Genomic DNA, 24,186 nt, shown 5'->3' with positions numbered 1-24,186 from the left:
AATAAAGATATAGCAAATGCATCTATTTCAAATGTTAGTGAACATTTATGATTATGCTGATGACCAGACAATCTATGTCATTGAACCTTGGCTTTTAGAACCTATCTATCACCCTTGAAGTCAAAGAAGGGATTATACAAATTAAACATGACAAAAAGGTTTTGAATATTTTTTAGAAGTTAAGATTGTAAAAGACATATTTGAAGATTTAGAGAATCTAAACTTGTGTATTCGATCTCAATGTCAATCAATTATCGAATACGCAATTTTTGATGCTTAATGTCTAAATTGAATCATATAAAATCTGATAACCGCTTTTTCTGAATACCTTTTGCATCAAAATTTTCTGGACTTAACCATTGTTGATAAGCTGGCTCTAAATCTGACCACTCTTCATCAATAATTGAAAACCACGCTGTATTACGATTTCTTCCTTTCACAATTCGATCTTGTCTAAATAAACCTTCATATTGAAACCCGAAACGCAATGCAGCTGCTTTAGAAGGTTGATTACAATCATCACACTTCCACTCAATGCGTCGAAATCTTTGCTTAAAACATTGTTGTAATAATAGAAAAATAGCCTCTGTAGCAGCCCTCGACTTTTTCATTTTATGAGAGAAATAAACATTGCCGATTTCTATGGCACCGTTGTCGAGCCTAGGATTAAGCAGAGCAATCCATCCACAGATTTCACCTTCAATTTCAATTAGAAAATGTGTTGAGCCTTTAAAATTAAATAAATTTTTTAGTGATTCCGTAAGTACAGTTAAATTCAATGGTGCGGCATACGGCAAATAGGTCCAACAACTTTCATCTGGCTCTGTTGCAACACAGTTCCAAATTTGAGAAAAAACTCGATTTGAAACTTCAGAATTGATATCAATTAAATTGACATAATTGCCCTCAATATTTCCACGCACTAGTTCACAAGGCTTAAAGTGCTCAACTGAAAAACTGGTGAGCTGTCCAAATTTGTTTTCTTGTGTTTCTTGATATCTGTACATAAAAAAATGCCAATTTTTTATAATGCGAAGACAATTTAACCATAAAATTCATCTATGGACTGCATACGATGCCATAAGCATAGAAAATACCCTGAGAAACTTAAGGTTTTTGTAAGTGAGCAATTTATTAAATTAGGTAATTCGATTAGAATAGCTGAACTTGTTGTGACATGTGAATTTGCATGTGTCCGCACTTTCTCTTTCATGCTTTTGAAAATTCGCGTGGCTTATAACGGTAATGAATCAAATCCTTTCTTCTACATTGGAGACTTCTCCTTCCATTCGTGTGCTTGACGAATGGCAAGAAGCTGTACCTGAAGATTTGTATATTCCCCCTGCTGCATTTGAAATTTTACTTGAGCAATTTGAGGGTCCTCTAGATTTCCTCATCTATTTAATCCAGAAAAATGGATTTGATCTTTTACAATTGGATATTTCACCAATCGCTACCCAATATCTGTCTTATATGGATAGCATGAAATCGCTCAATATCGAACTCACCGCAGACTATATGGTGATGGCTGCATTACTCGCCGATTTGAAATCTCGTTTGTTACTTCCAAAACCTGTTGCTGTAGATCAATTTGAAAAAGATCCAAAACAAGAACTTATTGATCGACTTAAAACGTATTTAAGAATCAAACAAGCGGCTGAAAAATTAGGGCAAATGCCAATTTTTGAGCGAGATACTTTTAGTACAAACGTAAGCATAGGTCATATTGCCCCGATTTATGAAGGTTATGATGTAGATGCATTACGTGATGCTTTGTTTTGCGTATTCAATCGTCCTGAACCCGTTAAACATGTTGTTGCACAAGAACCTGTATTGTTAGAAGAGCGAATCGCCTTCATCGAAAGTCAACTTGCAACTGGTTTGAGCTTGAGTTTTATTGAGCTGTTAAATCCAAAACAAGGTCGTATGGGAATGGTTGTAACATTTATGGCTGTTCTAGAACTCACAAGACAACAAAAAATTAAAATTATTCATTCTGGTATCGAGGCTCCATTAACTATTCAAGGAGTATCAGCATGAGTTTAGAACAATTCGATTCACATGAAGGCATGTCTCTTGAAGATATCCATCATGATGTTTTGTTGCAAATTGAGGCTATTTTATTTGCCAGCGACTCCCCAGTTTCACTAGCACGACTAAAAGAAGCATTTCAAAACCAATATAATAAGCAACAATTACGTACTTTTGTGCAACAGCTTGCAATGTTGCAGCATGGTCGATCTATTGAATTAATTGAAACTGCACAGGGCTTTCGTTTTCAAGTCCGTGCAAAATATCGAAATATTATCGCGCAAGTTTGGCCTGAACGTCCGACGAAACTTTCTCCTTCTTTACTCGAAACGGTTGCAGTAATTGCTTATCATCAACCTGTAACACGTGCTGATATCGAACAAATTCGTGGTGTTTCAAACAATAGCCAAAACTTGAGAACGCTTTTTGACTGGAACTGGATTAAAGAATCTGGTTTTAGAGATTTACCTGGAAGACCCGCGTTGTTAGTTACAACGCCTCAATTTTTAAATGCTTTTGGTCTAGCTTCGCTAGGTCAATTGCCTCCCCTACAGAACGCCAAGGAAGCATTCATGGCTCTCGATGCACATGCGCCGAAGTCTTGAGAAGGTGAACTGTTGATCATTATGTCTAAGGTTGTGCTGTCATGAGTGAAAAATTACAAAAGGTACTGGCGAGAGTGGGGTTAGGCTCACGTCGTTATATGGAAGAAGTTATTGCTGCTGGTCGTGTCAGCATCAATGGTAAAATCGCCCAAGTAGGTGAGCGTATTGAACCGACTGATGAACTCCGTATCGATGGTCGTAAAGTACAATTCCAGATTGAAGACGAAATACGTCGTCGTGTATTGATCTACTACAAGCCTGAAGGTGAGATTTGCTCACGCAATGATCCTGAGAAACGCCCTACTGTATTTGATCACTTACCCCAAATCGCCAATGATCGTTGGGTAATGGTGGGTCGTCTTGATATCAACAGTACTGGTTTATTGATTTTTACAAATGATGGTGAGCTTGCTAACCGCTTAATGCACCCTTCAAATGAAGTAGAACGTGAATATGCCGTTCGTGTTATGGGTGAAGTCACTCCGCAAATTCGTAACAATATGCTCAAGGGCGTCGAACTTGAAGATGGTCCTGCTAAGTTTGAATCTTTCTCCGAAATTGGTGGCGATGGAATTAACCGTTGGTATCAAGTTGTTGTGAAAGAAGGACGTAATCGTGAAGTACGTCGTATCTTTGAATCACAAGGTTTAAAAGTAAGTCGTCTACTCCGTACTCGTTACGGTACAGTGATTTTGCCACGTGAATTACGCACAGGTCGCTGGATGGAACTCGATAAAGCTGATATCGATAACTTAGCGAAATCAGTTGAATTAAAACCTCGTCAAGGTACAGGCTTATTCGGTATGGCAAAACGTCGTACTGAACGTATGAGTGAAAAACCAATGGCGGCGCGTCGTGGAGGTTATTTACGTCAACAACGTCGTGATGATGAACAACCAGAGCAACAACAACGCCCAAATGCCAATAATAACGGCAACAGTGGACGCAAAACTATTGGCCTGAATAAAGGTTTTAAAAAGTTCTAATTGCTCAGCAATGTAAATAAAAAAAACGCTCAAATTTGAGCGTTTTTTTATGGGACTTAGATATGAAAATCAGAAGCTAGCTAAGCAATACCTTGTGGAATTGCTTTTAATAATTTTTGGGTATATTCATGTTGAGGATTCAAATAGAGCTCATCTGAATTTGCAATTTCAACCACTTCCCCATGATTCATGACCATTACTTGATCTGAAATATATTTCACCACAGATAAATCATGAGAAATAAAAATATAACTCAAACCAAACTCATCCTGTAAATCCTGAAGCAAGTTTAATACCTGAGCCTGTACAGACACATCAAGCGCTGAAACTGACTCATCACAGATCAAAATCTCAGGTTTCAAAGTTAAGCAACGTGCAATCGCAATCCGTTGACGCTGTCCTCCCGAAAACTCATGTGGATAACGATCATATGCTTCAACAGGTAGGCTAACACGCTCCAGAAGCTCTAGTGCAATTTTTTTACGCTCTTGATCATTTTGACCGATCCCATGAATACGCATCGGTTCAAGTAAAATCTGCCCAATGGTAAACCGAGGATTTAATGATGCGTAAGGATTTTGGAAAATGATCTGAATTTTACGTTGATAGAGGGCAAATTCCTTCTCTGACATTGCAAGAATATCTTTACCATCTATAAAGGCCTGACCACCAGTTGCTTCATGCAATCGCATAAGTAACAAACCAATTGTCGTTTTCCCAGATCCAGACTCACCCACCAAACCCAGTGTTTTGCCCTTTGCCAGTCTAAAGGAAACACCTTTCACCGCCTGAAACTCATCACGTCCCCATAAACCTTTACGACTATAAAATGATTTTTTGAGATTTTGTACATCCAAGATAATCGGCTCGTCACCTGTTAAGCCACGACTACGTTCTTGCAGATGAAACGTTGACAGATTAATAGCTTCGATAAGCTGACCATTTTCTTGTTTCATAAAGTCACTGGTCACAGGTAAACGATATGGACGTGAAGATAGTTGTGGACGACAATGCAACAATGCTCGCGTATAGACATCATTCGGTTGTTCTAAAACTTGTTGAGCATCTCCACTTTCACGAATTTCACCATGACGCATTACAATCACTTCATCGGCAATTTCACCGACCAATGCCAAATCATGGGTAATAAACAACATTGACATTTCACGACGTTGACGCAAAGACTCCAACAAATCAATAATTTGTTTTTGAATGGTGACATCCAGTGCAGTTGTAGGCTCATCCGCAATCAGTAGTTTCGGTTCACAAGCGATCGCCATCGCAATCATCACACGTTGTTGTTGACCACCAGATAATTGACTTGGATAAGCATCGATCTTAGTGTCGGGAGATGGAATACCGACTTCTTTCAACAATTCTAAAACACGTGCACGAGCTTGTTTACGCCCCATCCCCAAGTGAATACGCAAAACCTCTGCAATTTGATCACCAACGGTGAATACAGGATTTAATGATGACATTGGCTCTTGGAAAATCATCGCAATATCTTTTCCACAAATATTACGTAACTCTGCAACAGATAGATTGAGTAAGTCTTTATCTTCAAAACGGATTTGGCTCTGTTCTGAAATTTGGCTTTGTCCTTTCGGTAACAATCCCATAACCGCCAATGAAGTGACTGATTTACCACTTCCCGACTCTCCAACTAAAGCAACTGTTTTATTTTTTGGGATACTAAACGAAATCCCTTTAACAGTTTTAATCCATTGTTTGCTCTCGGATTTAAAACTCACCTCAAGATTTTCAACTTTTAATAACGGTGATTCATTTATTGTTGTCATCGCATCTCACTCCGCTATTTCAGTTTTGGATCCAATGCATCACGTAATGCATCAGTAAACATAGAAAATGCTGTCACTAACACCGCCATCGCAATCGATGCGGCAGCCAATTGCCACCATTTCCCTAAAATCAATTCGGTTTGCGCCTCATTCAACATACTGCCCCATGACACAACACCGACAGGAACACCAAAACCGAGGAAGCTTAAGATTACTTCTGACTTGATAAACGCTACCACTAGAATTGAAATCTGAACCAACGCGATATGACTCACGTTCGGGAAAATATGTACAAACATACGACGGAAATGGCTGACTCCAATTGCTTTCGCAGCAAGTACATATTCACGAGATTTATGCTTCATATATTCAGCACGAATCAAACGGAACACTCCTGTCCAGCCTGTTAAACCTAGAATTAATACAATCGAAAGAATACCTTTCTGCTGCAAAACTGCTGCAACAGCCAAAACCAATAATAGATAAGGTATTGAAGTAAAGATGTTATAGAACCAATTGAGCACATCATCTACCCAACCACCCAAATATCCCGCGATTGCACCAAGAAATGTCCCAATTACAACAGCTAAAAGTGCTGATAGTAATCCTACAAGAATCGAAGTTTCTGCGCCTTTAATCGTTTTAAGGAGAACATCTTGCCCCCATTTATCTGCACCGAATGCCAAAGTTGATTTCAGCTCTTGCTTTTGATCAAGTAACTCGCCTCCAAGTTGCTGATTGATTGATTGCATATCCGATGCCAATGGATCGGTTACACCGTAGTAATCAATGGCTCCATAGCCTGAGGTTTGTTGTGCTGTTTGAGTATTTAATTCCCGTAAAATATCTTTTAAAGGATCGACTGGATTTTCAGGTAGAACTTCCACTTGCTTGGCGACTGGACTCAGAGGCGAATCTTCAGTATCAGCGCCCATAAAGGTTGGCGGCGCGTAACTGACTGCGACTTCTTTGTTCCAATCCGAGGCGATTACGCCTGTAACAGATAGTAGCAGCACAATGAAATAGGCGAATACGATGAATAAGGATGCCATAGCAATACGATCAGCTTTTAATCGTTGTACTGCCAAACGCCATAATCCTGAAGATGCGGTGTTGGTCTGAACTTGCGCTTTTCGTTTTGATAATACACTCAGCATAGTTCACCTACTTCAACTCTACACGCGGATCGATTAATTTATAAATCAGATCAGCAATTAAGTTAAAAAACATGGTTGCAGCGGCAACGTATACCGTAATCGCTTTAATCACAGGAAAATCACTTCGTTCAACAGCAATAATGACTTCTCGACCGATCCCTGGAATACCAAAAAAGCGTTCGATCAAAAAGGCACCAATTAACAAAGCAGGTAAAGTTGCCATCACATCCGTCACAATCGGAATCGAAGCATTACGTAAAACATGCACGCCATAGACACGTCGTTCACTCACCCCTTTAGCGCGTGCCGTGCGCACATAGTCCTGATTCACCTCATCCAAAATAAAGCTACGATAGAGTCTTAACGTTGGGGCGATACTTACCACCAACATGATAAGAACAGGTAATAATGCATATTTGAATAGATTTTCACTGAAGCTATCGCTCCAGCCTTGAACTGGAAACCAACCAAGTTGATAAGCAAAGAAGTATTGAAAAATAATGATATAAACCAAAATACTAATCGACATTCCAATCGTGCAAAGCATCATTACCATACGATCAGTCAAACTTCCTCGCACTGAGGCAACAGCCAACGCCAAAATGATCGAAATAACGGTTTGTAAAATCGTCAATGGAATCAAAATCGTCAATGATGGCCCTAAACGCGTGCTTATAATTTGCGAGACTGATTCACCTGTACTCCAACTCACGCCATAATCGAAACTTAGAATTTGCTTGATAAAGATCCAAAGTTGAATGTAATAAGGCTGATCGACGCCTAACTGTTGTCGGATATTTTCTATTTGCTCAGGATTCGACATTTTTCCTGCCAAGATATATGCAGGATCTCCCCCCACCCAATTGAATAAGAAAAAAATCAGCAGCACGACCCCAAGCATCGTCGGGATCATCTGCCATATACGGCGTATGATATATGCCAGCATAAAGATGCTCCCTTATTTCACTCGTTGACCTGTAATTTCATCAAAAAATGCTTTGTTGTTCGGTTTACGTCCGAGGAAATCTTCGACCAACTTTTCTGCTGGTTTTTGGCTGCCTTGAGATAAAATTGTTTGTCGATAATGCTGACCAACTTTTGGATTATTTAAGTTATCGCCAAATGCCGACAACATATCCAAAGCCATAACCTCAGACCACATATATCCGTAATAACCTACTTGATAACCATTCATGATGTGATTGAACTGTCCAGGGAACTCAGTTGTTGGTACGTACCCAAGTGCTGTAGCATTTTCCATTTTCTTCCACACATCCAATGGCTGTACCTTCAAAGCATCCGTTCCATGCAATGCCATATCATACTGGGCGTATAAAGTTTGACGTGCATAATGCAAACCACGACCGTAACTATGTACAGCGGCTAACTTTTTAATTAATGCTTCATCAACTCTTGGGCAGGCAGGTTGGCAATAATCTGCAAGTTTAGAAAGTGTCTCTTTTCGTCTTGCCCATTCTTCATACATCTGAGAAGGAGCTTCTACAAAATCTCGCTCAACGGTAGTGCCCGTTTGTGATGAATATCGAGTGTTGGAAAGGATGCCATGTAAAGCATGTCCAAACTCATGTACAAAAGTTTCTAGCTCATCACTGGTCAATCCTTGACGGTTAAAGTTAGTCACTAAAGCTGAAATAGGTTTACGATCAGTTAATGTACTTCGCCCATAAACACTCCACACAGCAGCATGACCATATTTCCCTTCACGTGGGAATTTGTCCATGTATAGTCCGCCCAGCAATTTTCCAGTTTTGGTATCCGTTACATCGTAATATTCAACTTCATCTTGCCACGCAGGCACTTTTACAGGTTTAAACTCGATACCATATAAGTTAGATGAAATCGCAAATAACCAATCTTGTGCTGCTTGAGTTGGAAAATATTCACGCAGTTTTTCTTGATCTACTTGATATTTAGCTTTGCGTAACTTTTCACTCCAGTACGCTTCACTCCATCGTTCGATTTTGGCTTGCTCAAGAGGAATATTTAATGTTTGAGCTTTAAATGCTTGTAAGGTTTGTACTTCTTTTTGTTCTAAAGGCGAAACTGTTGCATGAATATCTGCCAGAAATGTATTCACTGCCTCAGGTGTTTTTGCCATGCGTTTTTGTAAAACCCATTCAGCATAACTTGATTTTCCAAACAGTTTTGCAAGTTCATATCTCAAATCGACAGCTTGTTTTAATAAATTCAGATTCTTTTCACCACCACGGCGTGTAAATGCGACTTGATAACGCTTTCGTGCCTCGTCATTTTCTGCAAGCTCCATAAATGGACGATATTCTGGATATTCAAATCCTAGTAAATAATTTCCTTTTTCATTTTTCTTTAAAGCATCAATATAGCTTTGTGGTAAACCTTTTACCTCAGCAGCAGTAAATTCTAGCTTCTGCTTATTATCACGAACGTTCCGACTATATTCCTGCTCTATTTTAGTGAGTTGATCCAATATTTCTTTTAAACGCTGCTGTTTATCAACAGGGAGTTGTATCCCTTTTTCTTCAAAATCTTTCAAGATATCAGCTTGAAACTTTTGATCGATAGGATCAGTAGATTTAATTTTTTTAAATTGTTGATAAAGCTTTGAGTTTTGCAAAATTTCAGTTTGAAACTGACTAATTTTAACCTCACAATCTTCTGCAGCTTTGCGAACTGCTTCATCAGGATCTACGTTGCTATACAACCCGATTGGACCGTAAAAATCCTCAAAAGAAGCAAGAATCGCATCCCATTTTGCCAATATTGGAGCGGCTGGCGTATCTTGAGCGAGTTGAAGAGCTTCTAAGGACGTAAGCTGTTTTTTAACATCGTTAATTTTGGCGTCACATAATGCTGGAATATCTTTTGACTGAAATAACGGTAAGGTTTGTCGAGTCAAGTTATCTGCCGATGAAAATTGATTAACTCCCATCGTGAGTAGGCAAAAGGTGGTGAGTTTTAAATTGTAATGTTTCATTGTTACTCCAGTTCTTTAAATTTTATTTCTTCATATCAATATCGATGTACATCCACTCCGCAGGAAGTATTGGATGCTTTTTAAAACCAATCACTCGAGGCTGCGCCAGAATATTTCGGTAACGAGCACCGATCACTTGTACAGGCATATAAACCTCTAAAATACGTGACATTTTTCTGTATATGGCATCGCGCTCTGGACCTGGCACCATGTTTTGAGTTTGTTCATAAAGACGATCAAATTCAGGAATTTTGATACAACCATTGTTCGTTACATTGATATTTTTGCCATAAAACAGCTGCATAAAATTATCGGCATCAGGATAATCTGCGATCCAAGCTGAAGCTTTGAACATGGTTTTACATTGCTTTTCCAACTTCAAGGCTTCTGAAAATGGGAGAGATTGTGTGGTCATCTGTATCTTGAGACCATCAAGGATTTTCTTCCAAAATTCAGCTTGTTGTTGACTACGTAAACTACTACCACTAACAGTCATCTCGATGACCAATGGCTTACCAGTTGGCAAGGTTCTCCAACCATTTGTACCAACTTTGTACTGATAACGATCTAATAATAGGTTGGCTGCTTTGACTGAATAAGGAATACTTGATCTGTAATTTGGGTCATAACCAACAACACCTTCTGGGATTGGTGCTTGTAATTTTTTAGCATCACCTTTTTGCAAGATATTGATGTAGTTATCTGCAGAAAATGCCATCGCAATCGCACGGCGTAAGGCTATTTTTTCTTTGCTTAATCCCCCAACAACAGGGTTTTGCATGTTCCAATAATGATAGTCAAGCGATGGATCAACGATGCGAGATAATTGCACACCTTTTTTCACCAATTCAGGTTTTAACTTACCATTTTGTAAAGCCTGTACAGTCAATTCACCATCAAGTTGAAATAAGTCAACCTCATCTTTACTGAATGACAACCAGCGAGATTGCCCTTCTTCCATCACTTGAATGTCAATCACACCAATCTGAGGCATTTTTTTGCCTTGCATCGCTTTTACAATTTTCTGGTCTTCAGGGGAACTCGCTTTAAAGTTCCATACAAAACTACGAAAATCAGGATTGGCTTTTAAAATAATTCTTGAACCTGGCGTCCAGCGAGACAGCATATACGGTCCTGTACCCACAGGATGACCCATCGCAAACCCAGCTTTGTTTCTATATTTTTCGATCACTTCTCTTGCCACAGCACCTGCTGGTTGATGTGCAAGTAACATTGGAAAGTTTTGATCTGGTCGAGTTAGACGGATAACCAATGTGTATCGGTCTGGCGTTTGTAATCCCACAATCGGTTGGTCGTAATTGAATTTGCCATTCTTTTGCGCTTGCTTCTGTAACGCATCCATTCCAACAATACGTCCATCCAGTAACCAACTGTTCGGTGAATGTAGATTCGGATCCAAGAGTCGTTTAAAGGTATACGCATAGTCAAAAGATGTGAGTTCACGTTTTTTTCCTTTAAAAGCAGGATCATCGGCAAAATAAATCCCTTTTTGCAAACGAATGGTATATGTCAAACCATCTGCACTAATCTCAGGTAATGCGACTGCCGTGCGAGGGACTAACTTTGCTGGTGAGGCTAAATAATCATATGTATATAAAGTCTCGAAAATCGAACCATTCACATGTGCAGAATACAAATCATGCACACCTGCAGGATCAAAACCAGTTTCAGCGACTGGAAAAACATAACGCAATACTTTATTTGGATCAGCTGGACTTTTAGCAAATGTCAAAGTGGTTGTAGAACTCGCTATAAGTCCAACACAAAGCGCCAAACTGTAGGATTTCAATGAAAGTTTATAATTTTGCTTCATCTTGAACTCAACACTTATTTTTGTCGTGGTGAAGCAATATCTAAATATTGCCAGTTACTGTTCATAATTGGATGGGCTTTAAAACCTTGAACGTGGGATTGGATCACCCAATTTCGAATACGGGTATCTTGTAAAATTAGAGGATTGTCAGCTTCAATTTGACGACTCATTTTTTCGTAATATGGCATGCGCTTTTCTGGAGGCTGTTGCATCGCTTGTTTATACAAACCATCATAGGCTGAAGAGCTATAGCACGACTGATTACCTCTGCCTACATTCGGTCCATATAATAGTTGCGTGAAATTTTCTCCTTCAGGATAATCTGCATGCCAAGCTCCACCCCAAATCATATATTGACATTGCGTCGCTGCTTTTAAGTTATCGGCGAAGTTACTTACTCTGAAATCTGCGCGAATGCCGATCGCATCTAAATTCTTTTTCCACAACTCCGAATACATCACTGAGGATGAGCCACTTTCAGTATTTATTTTTAGAACAAGTGCTTTGCCATTTGGCAGATTTCGATAACCATCAGCACCTTTTTTATAACCAAAATGATCTAACAGTTTATTAGCCAAACTCGGGTTATAGCCAATACTACTTCGATATTTTGGATTGTGCCCATTTACCCCCGCGGGTACCAACATTTCAGCTTTAACAGCCTGTCCTTTTCTTAATATCCGAATATATTCATCAACATTAAATGACATCGCAATTGCGCGTCTTAATGCAATTTTGTCCAAACTGTTCCCACCTATGATTGGATCACGCATATTCAGCATGGTATAGGTGATCTCTGCCTCCTTGTTAGGATAAAGTCGAATCCCCTTTTGTCGCATCGCAGGCTTAAGTTGATTATTTTGGTCTAAAACTTTAGGAATGGAACTCGAGGTGAGCTTATCGAAATCGAGTTGTTTTGATTGAAAAGCCAGCCAACGTGACTGCTCTTCTTCAATAATACTGATATTTACTTTACCAATTTGAGGCATTTTTTTGCCTGTCATTTCTTTAACTAACTGGTTATCCCAAGCAGTTCCTGTCGATTTAAAATTCCAAACAAAACCTCGATAATCTGGGTTAGCTACAAGTTCTATTTTACTACGGGGCACATACTTACTCAGCATGTAAGGTCCTGTACCTACGGGATGCATTCCCAATCGATCTTTATAATAATCAACTACTTCACGAGCAGTAGCACCAAACGTACTATAAGCTAGAATATAGGGAAAGTTATAATCAGGTTGAGTCAAGGTAAATTGAAGTGTGTACCGATCTAAGGCTTTTACCCCCTCAATCTTGGCATCATAATTGAAGCGACCTGTTTGCTTCGCTTGCTCAACTAAGGCATTTGCACCCACAATTTTCTGGTCGATAAATGCATATGAAGAAGAATGATTTTTAGGATCTAAAATACGTTTGACCGAATACACATAGTCTTCTGCAATTAACTCTCTACGCTGACCTTTAAATGCTGGATCAGCAGTAAAATAAATACCTGGCTTTATTTTAAATATATAAACTTTCCCATTTTCTTTGATCACGGGCATGCTTTGTGCCGTAGCTGGAACCAACTTGACAGGATTAGCTAGATAATCGTATTGCAGCAATCTCTCAAAAATAACATCGGCTACATTACCGCTATAAAAATTAAAAGTTTTGACCATATCAAAACCATCGTCAGGTGCTTCAAATGCGATTCGAAGCACCTTATCCGCTTGCGCTGGAGTTTTAGCGTTTCCCAAAGGAGCAAATACAATAACGGTTGAGAACAAAGCGACCGTAAAAAATTTAGACTTCAATTCAATGCTCACATTATCGTTTTTTAATAAATACTAGACTTTCGAATAGCATTCAACCACACATCGATCTCACCTGCCTGACTTAATCCAATGATCTTGTTCACAAAAATGAATGGTTTGTGATATTTTTACCAATCATAAAAATAATTCAGATGTAAAACCGACATCAAGACCCAAAATTACAGTGCTAATTTCATGCCACTTTTCAAACAAATTTAAAATAGAAAAATTAGACTCCAGTCTATTCACCCCTCTAATCAATATTTATTCATCCTAATTAAAAGTAACTTTATGCAAAATCTCATTTTTTCATAATATTCTTAACAATCAAAATAAGAGACTATAAATACATGTTTTAAAATACATAAAATAAAAATGCACCAAATAAATGCACATATAAATTAGCATGTTTCATTTTAATACCATGTATAAAATCTAGAAAACTGTAAAAAAATGCCAATAAAAAATATTTTTATAAATTCATAATTTTTTAATAAATAGTAAAAATATGAAAAGCTTATTCAATAAAACTAGAACGCTTTTACACAATTTATTCTAGATTAAACCTGATCCAAAAAATGTATTTGGCACATGTCTTGCTAAAACGCTCTTGTTCAGTCTTTAAGAGTGACAATCCACTAGGGGTTATAAATTTAATGAAAAAAACCAATTTCGTTCAATCAAATGCTATGCCAAAAGCGAGCAAAACCGTACTCAAACTCAGTACCCTGAGTCTCAGTATGTTGTGTTTAACCATGACCCATGCAGCTGAAAACGAGTCGACCACGGAGGATAAACCCGCCAAAGTCGTCAAAGTTGCCGTTACAGGATCATCGATTAAAGGCGTTGCTGCACAGAGCGCATCTCCGATCACGGTGATTAGAGCAGATGACCTTGTAAAGCAAGGTGTTACGACAGTCGAAGAAGCTTTAACCAAGGTTAGTGCCAATCAAGCAGGATTTTCTACCGCACAAAATGTGGGTGCAAGCTATACCGAAGGTTCATCCGCAAACTTGCGTGCATTAGGTACTGATAAAACATTAATCTTATTGAATGGTCGACGTTTAGCATACAGTCCATTTAGTACCTCAACCACAAACCTAAATATTATTCCAATGGCAATGGTTGATCGTATTGAGATTTTACGTGATGGTGCTTCGGCAATTTATGGTGCGGATGCAATTGCTGGGGTAATCAACTTTATCACCAAGAAGTCTTTTGAAGGTTTAAATATTAGTGCTGGCTTTATTCAACCAGAACAAAGTGGTGGTGATAAACAAGACATTTCCATTTTTGGGGGTTATGGTGATCTTGATGAACAAGGCTTTAATCTTATGGGGGTTATTGACTATCGTCGTTCAAATGACATCATGGCGAAAGACCGTAAAATTAGCCGACGCGGTGGTTTAATACCGGAGCTTGGTATTGATGGAACTTCTGCAAATGGTTTCCCAGCAAATTTTCGTGATCCCGTTACAGGAACTCTTGGTAATCCTTATGGCGATCTAAACTGTAATAATGCACCAAATACTATCGCTGATGGTGGGCTCTGCTATCTCAACACGCAAGCATTGATAGGAATTGCACCCAAAACAGAAACAATATCTGCTTTAGGACGAGGTACGTTCAAATTAAATGATAATTTCAATGCTATCGCTGAATATGTTTACTCACGAAATGAAGTGACTACATCAATCGCACCTGATGTTTACAGCCGCTCAGTTACTCTTCCTTCTACAAGCCCATACTATCCTGGTAATGGTATAACCCCTGAAGTCGCTGGATTAAGTGGTAATCCCCTTGAACTTTATTTGAGATCACAAGCTGGTAATCGCATGTCTAATCCAGTGAATGAATCACATCGGGCGTTAATCTCTTTAGAGGGTGAAGCTTACGGTTGGGATATCAATACAGGTTTATCTTATGCACGTAGCGAAGCGACAGACGGTTTTGCTGGAGGGTATTTAAACAAAAGTAAACTCCAAGATGCTTTAAACAATGGAACCATTAATCCTTTTGGCCCTAGTGAAAATCAAGAACTTTGGAAGTCTTTTGAAGTAAAAGGCGATACTAACACTGGTACGCTCACAGCCACCACATTTGACTTTACTATTAGTCGTCCAATTTACACGTTACCTGCTGGTGACGTAGGCTTTGCTTTGGGAGGTAGTTTTAGTAAACAGGACTGGAAAGCCAATGTGAACTCAGAAATTGTAAGTCAAGTTCCTGGTAGCGGTATTGATCCTAGTAAACCTGAAAGTAAAGGTAAGAGAGATATCACCGCAGCTTTTGCAGAGTTACATGTTCCAATTACCAAAACCTTAGAAGCACAACTCGCTGCTCGATATGATGACTATAGTGATTTTGGTGATACATTTAATCCTAAAATCGCTTTCCGCTGGGAACCGATTAAACAATTAATGTTCCGTACCTCATACAGTACTGGTTTCCGAGCGCCAAGCTTATATGACATCAATGCCCCTCAAAGTAAAACTTATACGGGTGCTCGCTACGATGACCCTGTGCTATGTCCAAATGGCAAGGCTATATCGCCTGAATACCAAACTGAATGTAATACCCAATTCTATCGTACACAAGGTGGTACAAAAGACTTACAACCTGAAGAATCAACCTCAATTACAGCAGGTTTTGTAGTAGAACCGATCAAAAATTTAGTGTTCTCTGCTGATTATTACAACATCAAAATTGATGGGCTAATTAACAGCATCGGTGAAGCAATGATTTTCGGTGATCCTGAAAAATATGCAGATCGCTTCATTCGAGGGGCTGATGGTCGATTGGAATATATCAACAGCGCACTAACAAATATGGGTGGAGTTAAAACTGAAGGTATTGATTTAGCGCTAAATTATCTTTCACCGATGACTTCTACTGGTCGTTTTGGCTTCGGCATTGATGGTACATATATTATCAAATACGACCGTCAAGAAGAGAAAGGTGGTGCATGGGAAGGTTATGTTGGTAAATACGATGATCCAGCAATCTTACGTTGGAAACATGTTGCCAATCTTAACTGGAGCTACGAAAACTGGAAAATGGTCTTCGAGCAAGAGTTCTACCGTGGCTATAAAGATCAAAACCAAATTGGTGATGAGAAATATGATAATCACCGCGTAAGTGACTATACCCTGTACAACGTTTCAGGAACGTATAAAGGTTTTAAAAATCTAGAATTGACTGCTGGTATCAAAAATCTATTTGATGCTGAACCTTCTGCTTCGAATGTGCTCGATAACTTCCAATATGGTTATGACCCTCGCTATAGCGACGTAACGGGACGTGCATATTTCCTCAGAGGCACTTATAAATTCTAAAACTCTAACCACTGCAAGATGTTCCTTTTTGTCTTGTAGTGGTTCAACGTAATCCTGATGTCTATATAAGATAAAAATTGCTATCAAGATTTTCAATCTAGGCTAAATACTTTTATATAACTCAGCGATTACATTTTCAGGAGCAATTATGGGCATACCCTTTGCTGAAAGTGAAAATCAATCTGCCAAACGTCTCGTCGGACTTGGTCTAGTTTTATTTTTACATCTTGTGATCGCCTATATTTTAGTAACAAGTTTAACCACTGATTTTACTAAACCAGTCGAGAAGCCTGTAGAACTTCAGATTATTCAAGATATTGAACCACCACCACCTCCTCCACCCAAACCGGAGGAAAAACCACCTGAACTACCCAAAATGGTTGAGAAAGTGGCAAAAATGCCTGATCCGCCTAAGCAGGTGGAGAAAGTAACACCTATTGCAAAACCAACACCTACACAACCAACCAAAACTTCAGTGGCAACACCTGCACCTGTCACAGCGGCTTCTCCAAGTCCTAGCCCTGTTGCTGCTCCAGTTGCAGCTGCTGCTCCCCCAGCACCTGCAAAACCAGCTGGAATTTCACGAGGAGTTTCTGAAGGTGAAGCCGGTTGTAAAGAACCTGGTTATCCACGTGAACAGGAAATGGCTGGTGAAGAAGGTACTGTGCGTATGCGCTTACTTGTGGATAGCTCGGGCAAAGTAATCGATGCAAAAGTCAAAAAATCGAGTGGTGTACGTGAGTTAGATAAAGCCGCGACCAAAGCTTATAGCTTATGTAGCTTCACACCAGCGATGAAAGACGGTGTACCTCAACAAGATTGGTATGAAATCGAATACACATTCAAGATTTCTTAATAAATATAGAAGTGAATTAAACAATTTTTTGGAGAATTTAAAATGAATACAACTGTAAAAAAAATCTCTCGATTTGCTGCGATAGGTCTTATCTCAACCAGCACTCTGCTTCCAATTAGTTCTGTTTTGGCTGAAGAAACCACGCAACCCACAGCTGTAACTACGGTCGCGACTGATGCAACAACACAATCATCACCAACACCACCACCTCTTCCTGCGACTGAAGAAAAAGTGCATAACCCTTATGGCTTAGAAGCTTTATGGCGTGAGGGTGATCTCGTTGCAAAAACAACCTTATTCATCCTTGTTTTAATGTCAATTGGTACGTGGTACATCATCCTTTCAAAACTATTTCAGCAAAGCAAAATCAAACGCCATGGTACTGAAGCTGAACGTAACTTTTGGGAAGCAGATACGTTAAATAGCGCAAAAGAAAGCTTAGACCCTAGCAGCACGTATCGCTACATCGCTGAAAAAGGTATTCACTCAACCAAACATCATGATGGCACCTTATTAGAACGCATTGATTTCAACACATGGGTAACGATTTCGATTCAACGTGCGATTGATAAAGTACAAAGCCATTTAGGTAACGGCTTGGCATTCCTTGCAACAGTGGGTTCAACTGCACCTTTCGTTGGCTTATTTGGAACAGTTTGGGGAATTTATCACGCATTGACTGCGATCGGCATTTCAGGACAAGCATCTATTGATAAAGTTGCTGGGCCTGTGGGTGAAGCATTAATCATGACCGCAATTGGCTTAGCTGTCGCTGTACCTGCAGTACTTGGTTATAACTGGCTGACTCGTCGCAATAAAGCTGTCATGGACAATGTCCGTTCATTTGGCTCTGACTTACATGCAGTTTTACTCAGTGGCGAATTGCGCAGCAATCCTGTCAATCGTGATTCTAAATAAGGAATACGATTATGGGCATGATGATAAATTCAGATCAAAGTGATGATGATGTGATCGGCACCATCAACACCACTCCACTTGTGGACATCATGCTGGTGCTTTTGATTATCTTTTTAATCACTGTTCCAGTGGTCACACATACAGTTCCTGTAAAGTTACCTGAAGAAAAGAACACACCTTACGCCACAACCCCTCAAAATATTCAACTTTCAGTCAACAAAACTGGCGATATTTTTTGGAATGAACAATACGTTGCAAATAAAGAAACTTTACTTGCTCGTTTACAAGTTGAGGCACAAAAGCGCCCGCAACCTGAAGTTCATATTCGTGGTGATCAATTGACACACTACGCTGCAATTGATCAGGTAATTAGCACCACCCAACAAGCGGGTATTGGCAAAATCGCATTTGTCACTACTCCACCTAGTTCACCTTAGTCAGACGATAAGGAGTTAGTCATGGGTATGAATGTCGGACCAAAAAGTGGCGAAGATGATGTGATGCTCGATGTCAACATGACACCTTTAATTGATGTCATGCTGGTGTTATTGATTATGTTCATCATCACAATTCCAATCCCAAACAATGCCATTAATATCAATTTACCTAATGGTGCACCACCGCCACCAACCGATCAGAAACCACCTGAAACCATCAACTTAAGAGTCGATGCACAAGGTCGTATTTTCTGGAACGATCAAGCTGTTGCTGATCGCCAAGCATTGAAGGTTTTGTTTGAATCTGTTGCGCAAAAAGCTGATCAGGATCAGATCAAGTTTAAACCTGATCCTCAAGCTGAATATAAAAATATTGCTATGGTGATGGCATTAGCTCAGCAAAGCAAAGTCACTAAAATAGGAATCGTGAGTAATAACTAGAAAAATAAACACTAACTATTAGGCTTCACAATTCTAAGTTCCTCCTGTGCTAACAAGTCCGCTTGTTAGCTTTTTTTATTTAATTTCACTTATGACGATTGGGAGAACCAAACTATTTACTTTATATCCTTTTGGTTTGTCATTGCAGGCATCTCCTGTCACCGTTGTTTTTATAACATAAGGCGAATACGGCATCACGTTTAAATAACCCGTGTTATCTGATCCTGTACGACAATCTTCTGCATCAAGTTTTTCGTCATAGCGACCAGCATTAGAGGACTCCTGAACTTCAGTAATCAACTTGGCATTCCATTGGCTCAAATAAACTAAACTTTTAGTAGCTTCAACAGTTCCTTGTCCCGAACCAGCACTTTCGATTTCAACCAGTTCGATCGATTTACCTTTATACATCGTTGGATGAACTTTAAATGTATTCGATTGACCACCAAACTCTTTTAAAATTTTTGCTTGTTTGAGCTTTGGTCGAGTCAATACATAACCCGCCCAAAAGTTACGCCCAGCATTTTCAAAACTAACACCAGACAAATAAGCTTCTTCGCCAGAAATTAATTTTACTTTTTCCGTGTGATCAATCTGAATGGCTTGCTGAGGATTCGCATTTGAATCTTGTAAATTAGTAATCCAATTAATGATGGTTTTATCTATTGGTACAGCAGCATAGGATGCTGAGACTGGAATCAAAAATCCAAATAAAATGGATAGAACTAATTTATTTTTCTTGTTCATTTTAAACCTTACTTTTTACAATCAAAAATCTCACATGAAATATGATACTCGGAAATGTCATCCACAACCTGCGTGAATTTTGCAATATATTGTTTCTGCGAAATAATAAAAACAAGAACAGAAAGAGAACAGGTTTTGTGGATGACAATGCCTTTGCCTACTTTGGGCGAAACCAAAGTAGGGCGAACTGCAAGTTTATCCCTAACTTTAGATTGAACTCGGCGAGACTCCGTTAAGAGCAACTATTTTGATTCTCATTAAAATTTAAGTTAATTAAACTTTTCCAACTCAATCCATTCTGCATCAGGAAAATGCTTTGCCAAATAAGCCTTTAAATAATCCGCTGTATCTTTAGAAATGAGGGGATCTTTCGATTCATCTTTTAAGTTATATACCAAAGCATGCAAACTCAAACCACGATGTTTTAAAGCTTCTAAACTCAACAAAGTGTGGTTAATGCTTCCCAAACGTCCAGAAGTCACCAAAATCACAGGAAATTGATGTTGAGCAATATAATCAATGGTCAATAACTCTGTGGTTAAAGGCACCATTAAACCGCCCGCACCCTCTAACAGCACCACCTCAAAACGCTGAGCAAGCTCTTTAGTTGCAGCTTCGATCTTGGCAAAATCTAACTCACGCCCATCTAAACGTGTAGCTAAATGTGGTGAAGCTGGATAAGTAAAAATCTCAGGCATGGTCAATTTTTCATGATCTTCCTGAAACCAGCCACTCCCCATAATTTCACGGTGCTTTTCGATGTCTTCAGACACATCGACATTGCCAGTTTGCACCAACTTCTGGGTGATAACACGCTGCCCTTGTTCAGTCCAAAGTTTGGCGAGATAACCTGTGGCATAAGTTTTCCCAATTTCTGTATCAATACCACTGACAAAATAAATTGCTGCACTCATGCTTTTCTCCGCGCAATCACGTAAATCGGATGATAAGTTAGGCGAAAACCTTGCTCATCATGAAACTGTTGATAATCATAATAAAACTGCTGTAAAGATTGCTTGGTCCAACGATGTGACTTTGCTGTTGCAGTCACCCCCGTCGCTTTTAGATGATGCAGCACTAATTTAGGATCATCAAAATATAGATTTTTTTGTTCTTCTTGTATAAACACAATCTCAAAGCCATTTTCTTCAAGTTTCTGTTTCAACACTTCACTAGAACAATAATTTAAACCTTGCCCAGTCAGCTTTTTGATTTCGATTAAATTATTTTCACCAAATGTTGAGAAACCCAAATAGCCTTCCGTTTTTAAAGCATCATGAATTCGTTGTAATAACGCAGGTAGATCAGTCATCCATTGCAAAGCTGAACTCGAAATCACCGCATCCAATTCTGATGGTAATTCAAGCTGCTCAATATCTCCGATCAACCAAGCTATATTTTGAACCGTTGAAAAATGCTGACCTACATCCTCATAAAGATCATTTAAAAATAATTGATCAAACTGAAAATGAGTCTGAAATAAATGCGTTAAATTACCCGACCCACAACCGATCTCAAGTACAGAATCAAAAGTCTTTGGACAGTACGCTTTCAGATATTCAAATAACTGTGCACTGATCTGCTTTTGCACTACAGCATGCTCAACGTAACTTTGCCCTGCTTTGGCAAAACGTTGAGCGACTAAAGCTTTATCGACACTCACAAACATTCCACCAATTTTTCTAATTCAGCTTTTTGAACCATAGACGTTAATGAGATACGTAAACGTGAACTATTTTGCGGTACTGTTGGCGGTCGCACAGGCATGGCATAAAAACCTTGTTGCTGAACATAACGTGCTTTTTCAATCGCTGCGTTACTTTCGCCGACAATAATTGGAATAATATGGCTACTCGATGGACTTGAAAAACCTTTTGCAATCACCGCCTGCTGTAAAAAATGACTGATCTCAGCCAAGTGCTGACGCTGCTGCTGCATATTTAAAACTTTATTAAAGATAAAGTCAGACCATGCCATTGAGATTGGTGGTAACGCTGTGCTGAAAATCAAAGGACGCATTTTATTAATAAGATAATCACGGATGATAGGATCACAGATAATATAACCGCCAATCGAAGCAATCGCTTTGCCAAAAGTCCCAACAAGGAAATCAATCTGATGCAATACACCATATTGCTCAGCACAACCTAGTCCTTGCCCACCTCTCACACCGATGGCATGAGCTTCATCAACATACAACATGGTTTTGACAAAACGTTGCTTTAACTGCGCCAGTGCCGCTAAATCCGTTTCATCTCCATCCATACTAAAAATACTTTCAGTCACCACAATAATACGTTCAACTTGCTCATCTTGTTGATACTTTTGCAATAACTGTTCCAAATGCTGCAAATCATTATGACGATAACGCACATATTGAGCATTCGATAGACGAATACCATCAATCATACTGGCATGAACTAGTTTATCCGCCAAAATTACGGTTTTACTATCAGCTAATGCAGGCAAAATACCGATATTCATGTGATAGCCACTATTGAAAAGCAAGGAAGCACGACCAAAAGCTTTGCTTAGGCTATTTTCAAATTGCTCGTACTCTGCAAAATTACCAGTCAACAAACGCGAAGAAGAAGAACTAAATAACGCCCGTTCTATTTTAAGCGTATCGAGAAATTCTTCTCTTAAACTAAAATCAGCGGCTAAACCTAAATAATCATTGGATGCCAAATTCAACATGGTTCGATCTTGAATGGTGATCCATCGTCCCTGCTGTTGATTTGCAGTAAATTGGCGGAAATTACCTTGCTGTTTGAGTTGGTCAAGCTGCTCAGCATAATGATCAAGCAAGGACATTAGCTTGTGCTCCTTGCATATTTTTGACCACTTCACTCATCTGCACTAATAAGTAATTTAGCTCATCATCGGTGATCACATACGGCGGCATCACGTAGACCAATTTTCCAAATGGTCGCACCCAAATACCACGTTCAACAAACTGCTGCTGTAAGCTTTTCATGTCAACACTAGAGGTTAATTCAACCACTCCAATCGCACCTAATACACGTACATCTGCAACATGATCAAGTTCTGCTAAATCACTTAATTGCTGAACAAGGATCTTTTCAATACGTTGAATATTGCTCTGCCAATCTTGTTCAACTAATAATTGAGTACTTCTTAGAGCAACAGCACAAGCCAGAGGATTCGCCATAAAGGTTGGACCATGCATGAACACGCCCGCTTCGCCACGACTAATGGTTTCAGCCACTTGTTTAGTCGTTAATGTTGCAGATAATGTCATATAGCCTCCAGTCAAACCTTTACCGATACACATGATATCGGGTTCAACTTGTGCATGCTCCCAAGCAAACATTTTACCTGTACGCCCAAAACCTGTTGCAATCTCATCAAAGATCAATAACAAATTGTATTGCTGACATAATTCTTTGGCTTGGCGCAAATACTCAGGATGATAAAAACGCATCCCTCCTGCACCTTGCACAATTGGCTCAATAATTAGTGCAGCAATACTGTGATGATGCTGTTCGATCTGGTGTTTGAGCTCTTGAATATCTTGTGGATTCCACTCTTCATCAAAGCGACTTTGAGGTGCGGGTACAAAGATTCGATTCGGTAAACTTGAGCCAAAAATCTGATGCATTCCCGTAACAGGATCACACACAGACATCGCATTCCAAGTATCACCATGATAGCCAGAACGTGTAGTAATAAAATTGGTTTTCTCAGGTTGATTCAACGCAGCCCAATATTGCACAGCCATTTTTAAAGCCACTTCAACTGCAACTGAACCTGAGTCAGCATAGAAAATTTTATCTAAACTCGGAGGCGTAATTTTTAATAAGAGTTTACCCAATTCAATTGCAGGTTCATGCGTCAAACCACCAAACATGATATGCGCCATGTTTTGCAATTGATCAGTAATCGCTTTATTAAGTTCAGGGTGGTTATAACCATGAATCGCACACCACCATGACGACATGCCATCAACCAAAGTTCGACCATCCTCTAGTTCGATGGTTGCACCATAAGCACGTTTCACTTTACAAGTTGGCAGTGGATTTAACATCGAGGTATAGGGATGCCATATATGTTCTAAATCAAATAAATCGGTCATCCTCTACCTCATTTGCTGCTATTTCAAAATTTTCCATTTGCCTGATCACACTTTTTCGATACTCGTAAATGTCATCTGCAACCTGCGTGGTATAAATAAAATACAAGGCTTCGTACACTAGATCAAAAGAAAAAAATGAAAGAAGTGAACAGGTTTTGCAGATGACAA

General features: G+C 39.2%; 20 protein-coding genes. 8 read left to right on the top strand and 12 right to left on the bottom strand.

Translation table 11 applies throughout. The features are described 5' to 3' along the window. Nucleotides 1-293: 293 nt before the first annotated feature. A complete protein-coding gene (locus IRT38_RS07120; protein WP_194597313.1) occupies nt 294-1,007 on the bottom strand; it encodes a GNAT family N-acetyltransferase in 714 nt (237 codons plus the stop codon). Between the two features lie 238 nt (nt 1,008-1,245). Between IRT38_RS07120 and IRT38_RS07115 the strand changes: the two genes are divergently transcribed. From IRT38_RS07115 to rluB, 3 genes are read left to right on the top strand one after another with little or no spacing between them, the layout of a single operon-like run. After that, nucleotides 1,246-2,040 (top strand): segregation and condensation protein A, encoded by a 795-nt coding sequence (locus tag IRT38_RS07115; protein WP_194597312.1) that lies wholly within the window; start codon nt 1,246-1,248, stop codon nt 2,038-2,040. Continuing rightward, nucleotides 2,037-2,636 (top strand): SMC-Scp complex subunit ScpB, encoded by a 600-nt coding sequence (scpB, locus tag IRT38_RS07110; RefSeq protein WP_004914032.1) that lies wholly within the window; start codon nt 2,037-2,039, stop codon nt 2,634-2,636. The genes IRT38_RS07115 and scpB overlap by 4 nt, the downstream gene beginning before the upstream one ends. 41 nt (nt 2,637-2,677) lie before the next feature. Beyond that, nucleotides 2,678-3,622, top strand: coding sequence for a 23S rRNA pseudouridine(2605) synthase RluB (gene rluB, locus IRT38_RS07105; RefSeq protein WP_004952611.1), 945 nt, complete (start codon nt 2,678-2,680; stop codon nt 3,620-3,622). 80 nt (nt 3,623-3,702) lie between these two features. On the opposite strand, the gene IRT38_RS07100 is transcribed toward rluB, so the two are convergent. The 6 genes from IRT38_RS07100 to IRT38_RS07075 are packed head-to-tail and all read right to left on the bottom strand — an operon-like array spanning nt 3,703 to nt 13,188. Beyond that, nucleotides 3,703-5,424 carry an ABC transporter ATP-binding protein gene (locus tag IRT38_RS07100; protein ID WP_194597311.1) on the bottom strand — a complete coding sequence of 574 codons (1,722 nt, stop codon included), beginning with the start codon at nt 5,422-5,424 and terminating at the stop codon, nt 3,703-3,705. 14 nt (nt 5,425-5,438) lie between these two features. Next, the gene (locus IRT38_RS07095; protein WP_194597310.1) at nt 5,439-6,581 is read right to left on the bottom strand and encodes an ABC transporter permease; all 1,143 of its coding nucleotides are present in this window, start codon (nt 6,579-6,581) and stop codon (nt 5,439-5,441) included. Between the two features lie 7 nt (nt 6,582-6,588). Beyond that, entirely contained in the window at nt 6,589-7,527 is a 939-nt protein-coding gene (locus IRT38_RS07090; protein WP_194597309.1) for an ABC transporter permease, read from the bottom strand. Nucleotides 7,528-7,539: 12 nt separating this feature from the next. Next, nucleotides 7,540-9,555: a M3 family metallopeptidase gene (locus IRT38_RS07085; RefSeq protein ID WP_194597308.1), complete on the bottom strand. Its 2,016-nt coding sequence runs from the start codon at nt 9,553-9,555 to the stop codon at nt 7,540-7,542. Between the two features lie 22 nt (nt 9,556-9,577). Continuing rightward, entirely contained in the window at nt 9,578-11,389 is a 1,812-nt protein-coding gene (locus IRT38_RS07080; protein WP_112986562.1) for an ABC transporter substrate-binding protein, read from the bottom strand. Between the two features lie 14 nt (nt 11,390-11,403). Then, a complete protein-coding gene (locus IRT38_RS07075) occupies nt 11,404-13,188 on the bottom strand; it encodes an ABC transporter substrate-binding protein (protein WP_129262015.1) in 1,785 nt (594 codons plus the stop codon). 656 nt (nt 13,189-13,844) lie between these two features. Here IRT38_RS07075 and IRT38_RS07070 point away from each other — a divergent pair. The 5 genes from IRT38_RS07070 (at nt 13,845) to IRT38_RS07050 (ending at nt 19,175) form a co-directional block, all read left to right on the top strand. Beyond that, nucleotides 13,845-16,523 (top strand): TonB-dependent receptor, encoded by a 2,679-nt coding sequence (locus IRT38_RS07070; protein ID WP_194597307.1) that lies wholly within the window; start codon nt 13,845-13,847, stop codon nt 16,521-16,523. A gap of 148 nt (nt 16,524-16,671) precedes the next feature. Further along, complete coding sequence (locus IRT38_RS07065) at nt 16,672-17,379, top strand: energy transducer TonB (protein WP_194597306.1); 708 nt, start codon at nt 16,672-16,674, stop codon at nt 17,377-17,379. Between the two features lie 42 nt (nt 17,380-17,421). Next, the gene (locus IRT38_RS07060) at nt 17,422-18,297 is read left to right on the top strand and encodes a MotA/TolQ/ExbB proton channel family protein (RefSeq protein WP_194597305.1); all 876 of its coding nucleotides are present in this window, start codon (nt 17,422-17,424) and stop codon (nt 18,295-18,297) included. 11 nt (nt 18,298-18,308) lie between these two features. Continuing rightward, nucleotides 18,309-18,734 (top strand): ExbD/TolR family protein, encoded by a 426-nt coding sequence (locus tag IRT38_RS07055; RefSeq protein WP_004914066.1) that lies wholly within the window; start codon nt 18,309-18,311, stop codon nt 18,732-18,734. Between the two features lie 21 nt (nt 18,735-18,755). Continuing rightward, complete coding sequence (locus IRT38_RS07050; RefSeq protein WP_005403115.1) at nt 18,756-19,175, top strand: ExbD/TolR family protein; 420 nt, start codon at nt 18,756-18,758, stop codon at nt 19,173-19,175. A gap of 75 nt (nt 19,176-19,250) precedes the next feature. Here the strand turns inward: IRT38_RS07050 and IRT38_RS07045 are convergent, their stop codons facing one another. From IRT38_RS07045 to bioA, 5 genes are all read right to left on the bottom strand, one after another. Beyond that, complete coding sequence (locus IRT38_RS07045; RefSeq protein WP_194597304.1) at nt 19,251-19,922, bottom strand: hypothetical protein; 672 nt, start codon at nt 19,920-19,922, stop codon at nt 19,251-19,253. A gap of 269 nt (nt 19,923-20,191) precedes the next feature. After that, nucleotides 20,192-20,836, bottom strand: a complete 645-nt coding sequence (gene bioD / locus IRT38_RS07040) for a dethiobiotin synthase (RefSeq protein WP_194597303.1) — start codon at nt 20,834-20,836, stop codon at nt 20,192-20,194. Next, the gene (gene bioC, locus IRT38_RS07035; protein WP_194597302.1) at nt 20,833-21,591 is read right to left on the bottom strand and encodes a malonyl-ACP O-methyltransferase BioC; all 759 of its coding nucleotides are present in this window, start codon (nt 21,589-21,591) and stop codon (nt 20,833-20,835) included. Before bioC ends, bioD begins: the two co-directional genes overlap by 4 nt. Then, entirely contained in the window at nt 21,582-22,736 is a 1,155-nt protein-coding gene (locus IRT38_RS07030; protein WP_194597301.1) for an 8-amino-7-oxononanoate synthase, read from the bottom strand. Before IRT38_RS07030 ends, bioC begins: the two co-directional genes overlap by 10 nt. Continuing rightward, complete coding sequence (gene bioA / locus IRT38_RS07025; RefSeq protein WP_194597300.1) at nt 22,723-24,018, bottom strand: adenosylmethionine--8-amino-7-oxononanoate transaminase; 1,296 nt, start codon at nt 24,016-24,018, stop codon at nt 22,723-22,725. Before bioA ends, IRT38_RS07030 begins: the two co-directional genes overlap by 14 nt. Nucleotides 24,019-24,186 lie beyond the last annotated feature (168 nt).

Origin of the sequence: Acinetobacter sp. SK-43, from assembly GCF_015351505.1 — a bacterium.
Lineage (GTDB): Bacteria > Pseudomonadota > Gammaproteobacteria > Pseudomonadales > Moraxellaceae > Acinetobacter > Acinetobacter junii.
Note: the sequence above shows the minus strand (reverse complement) of the source record. Positions and strands in the feature narration are given on the sequence as shown.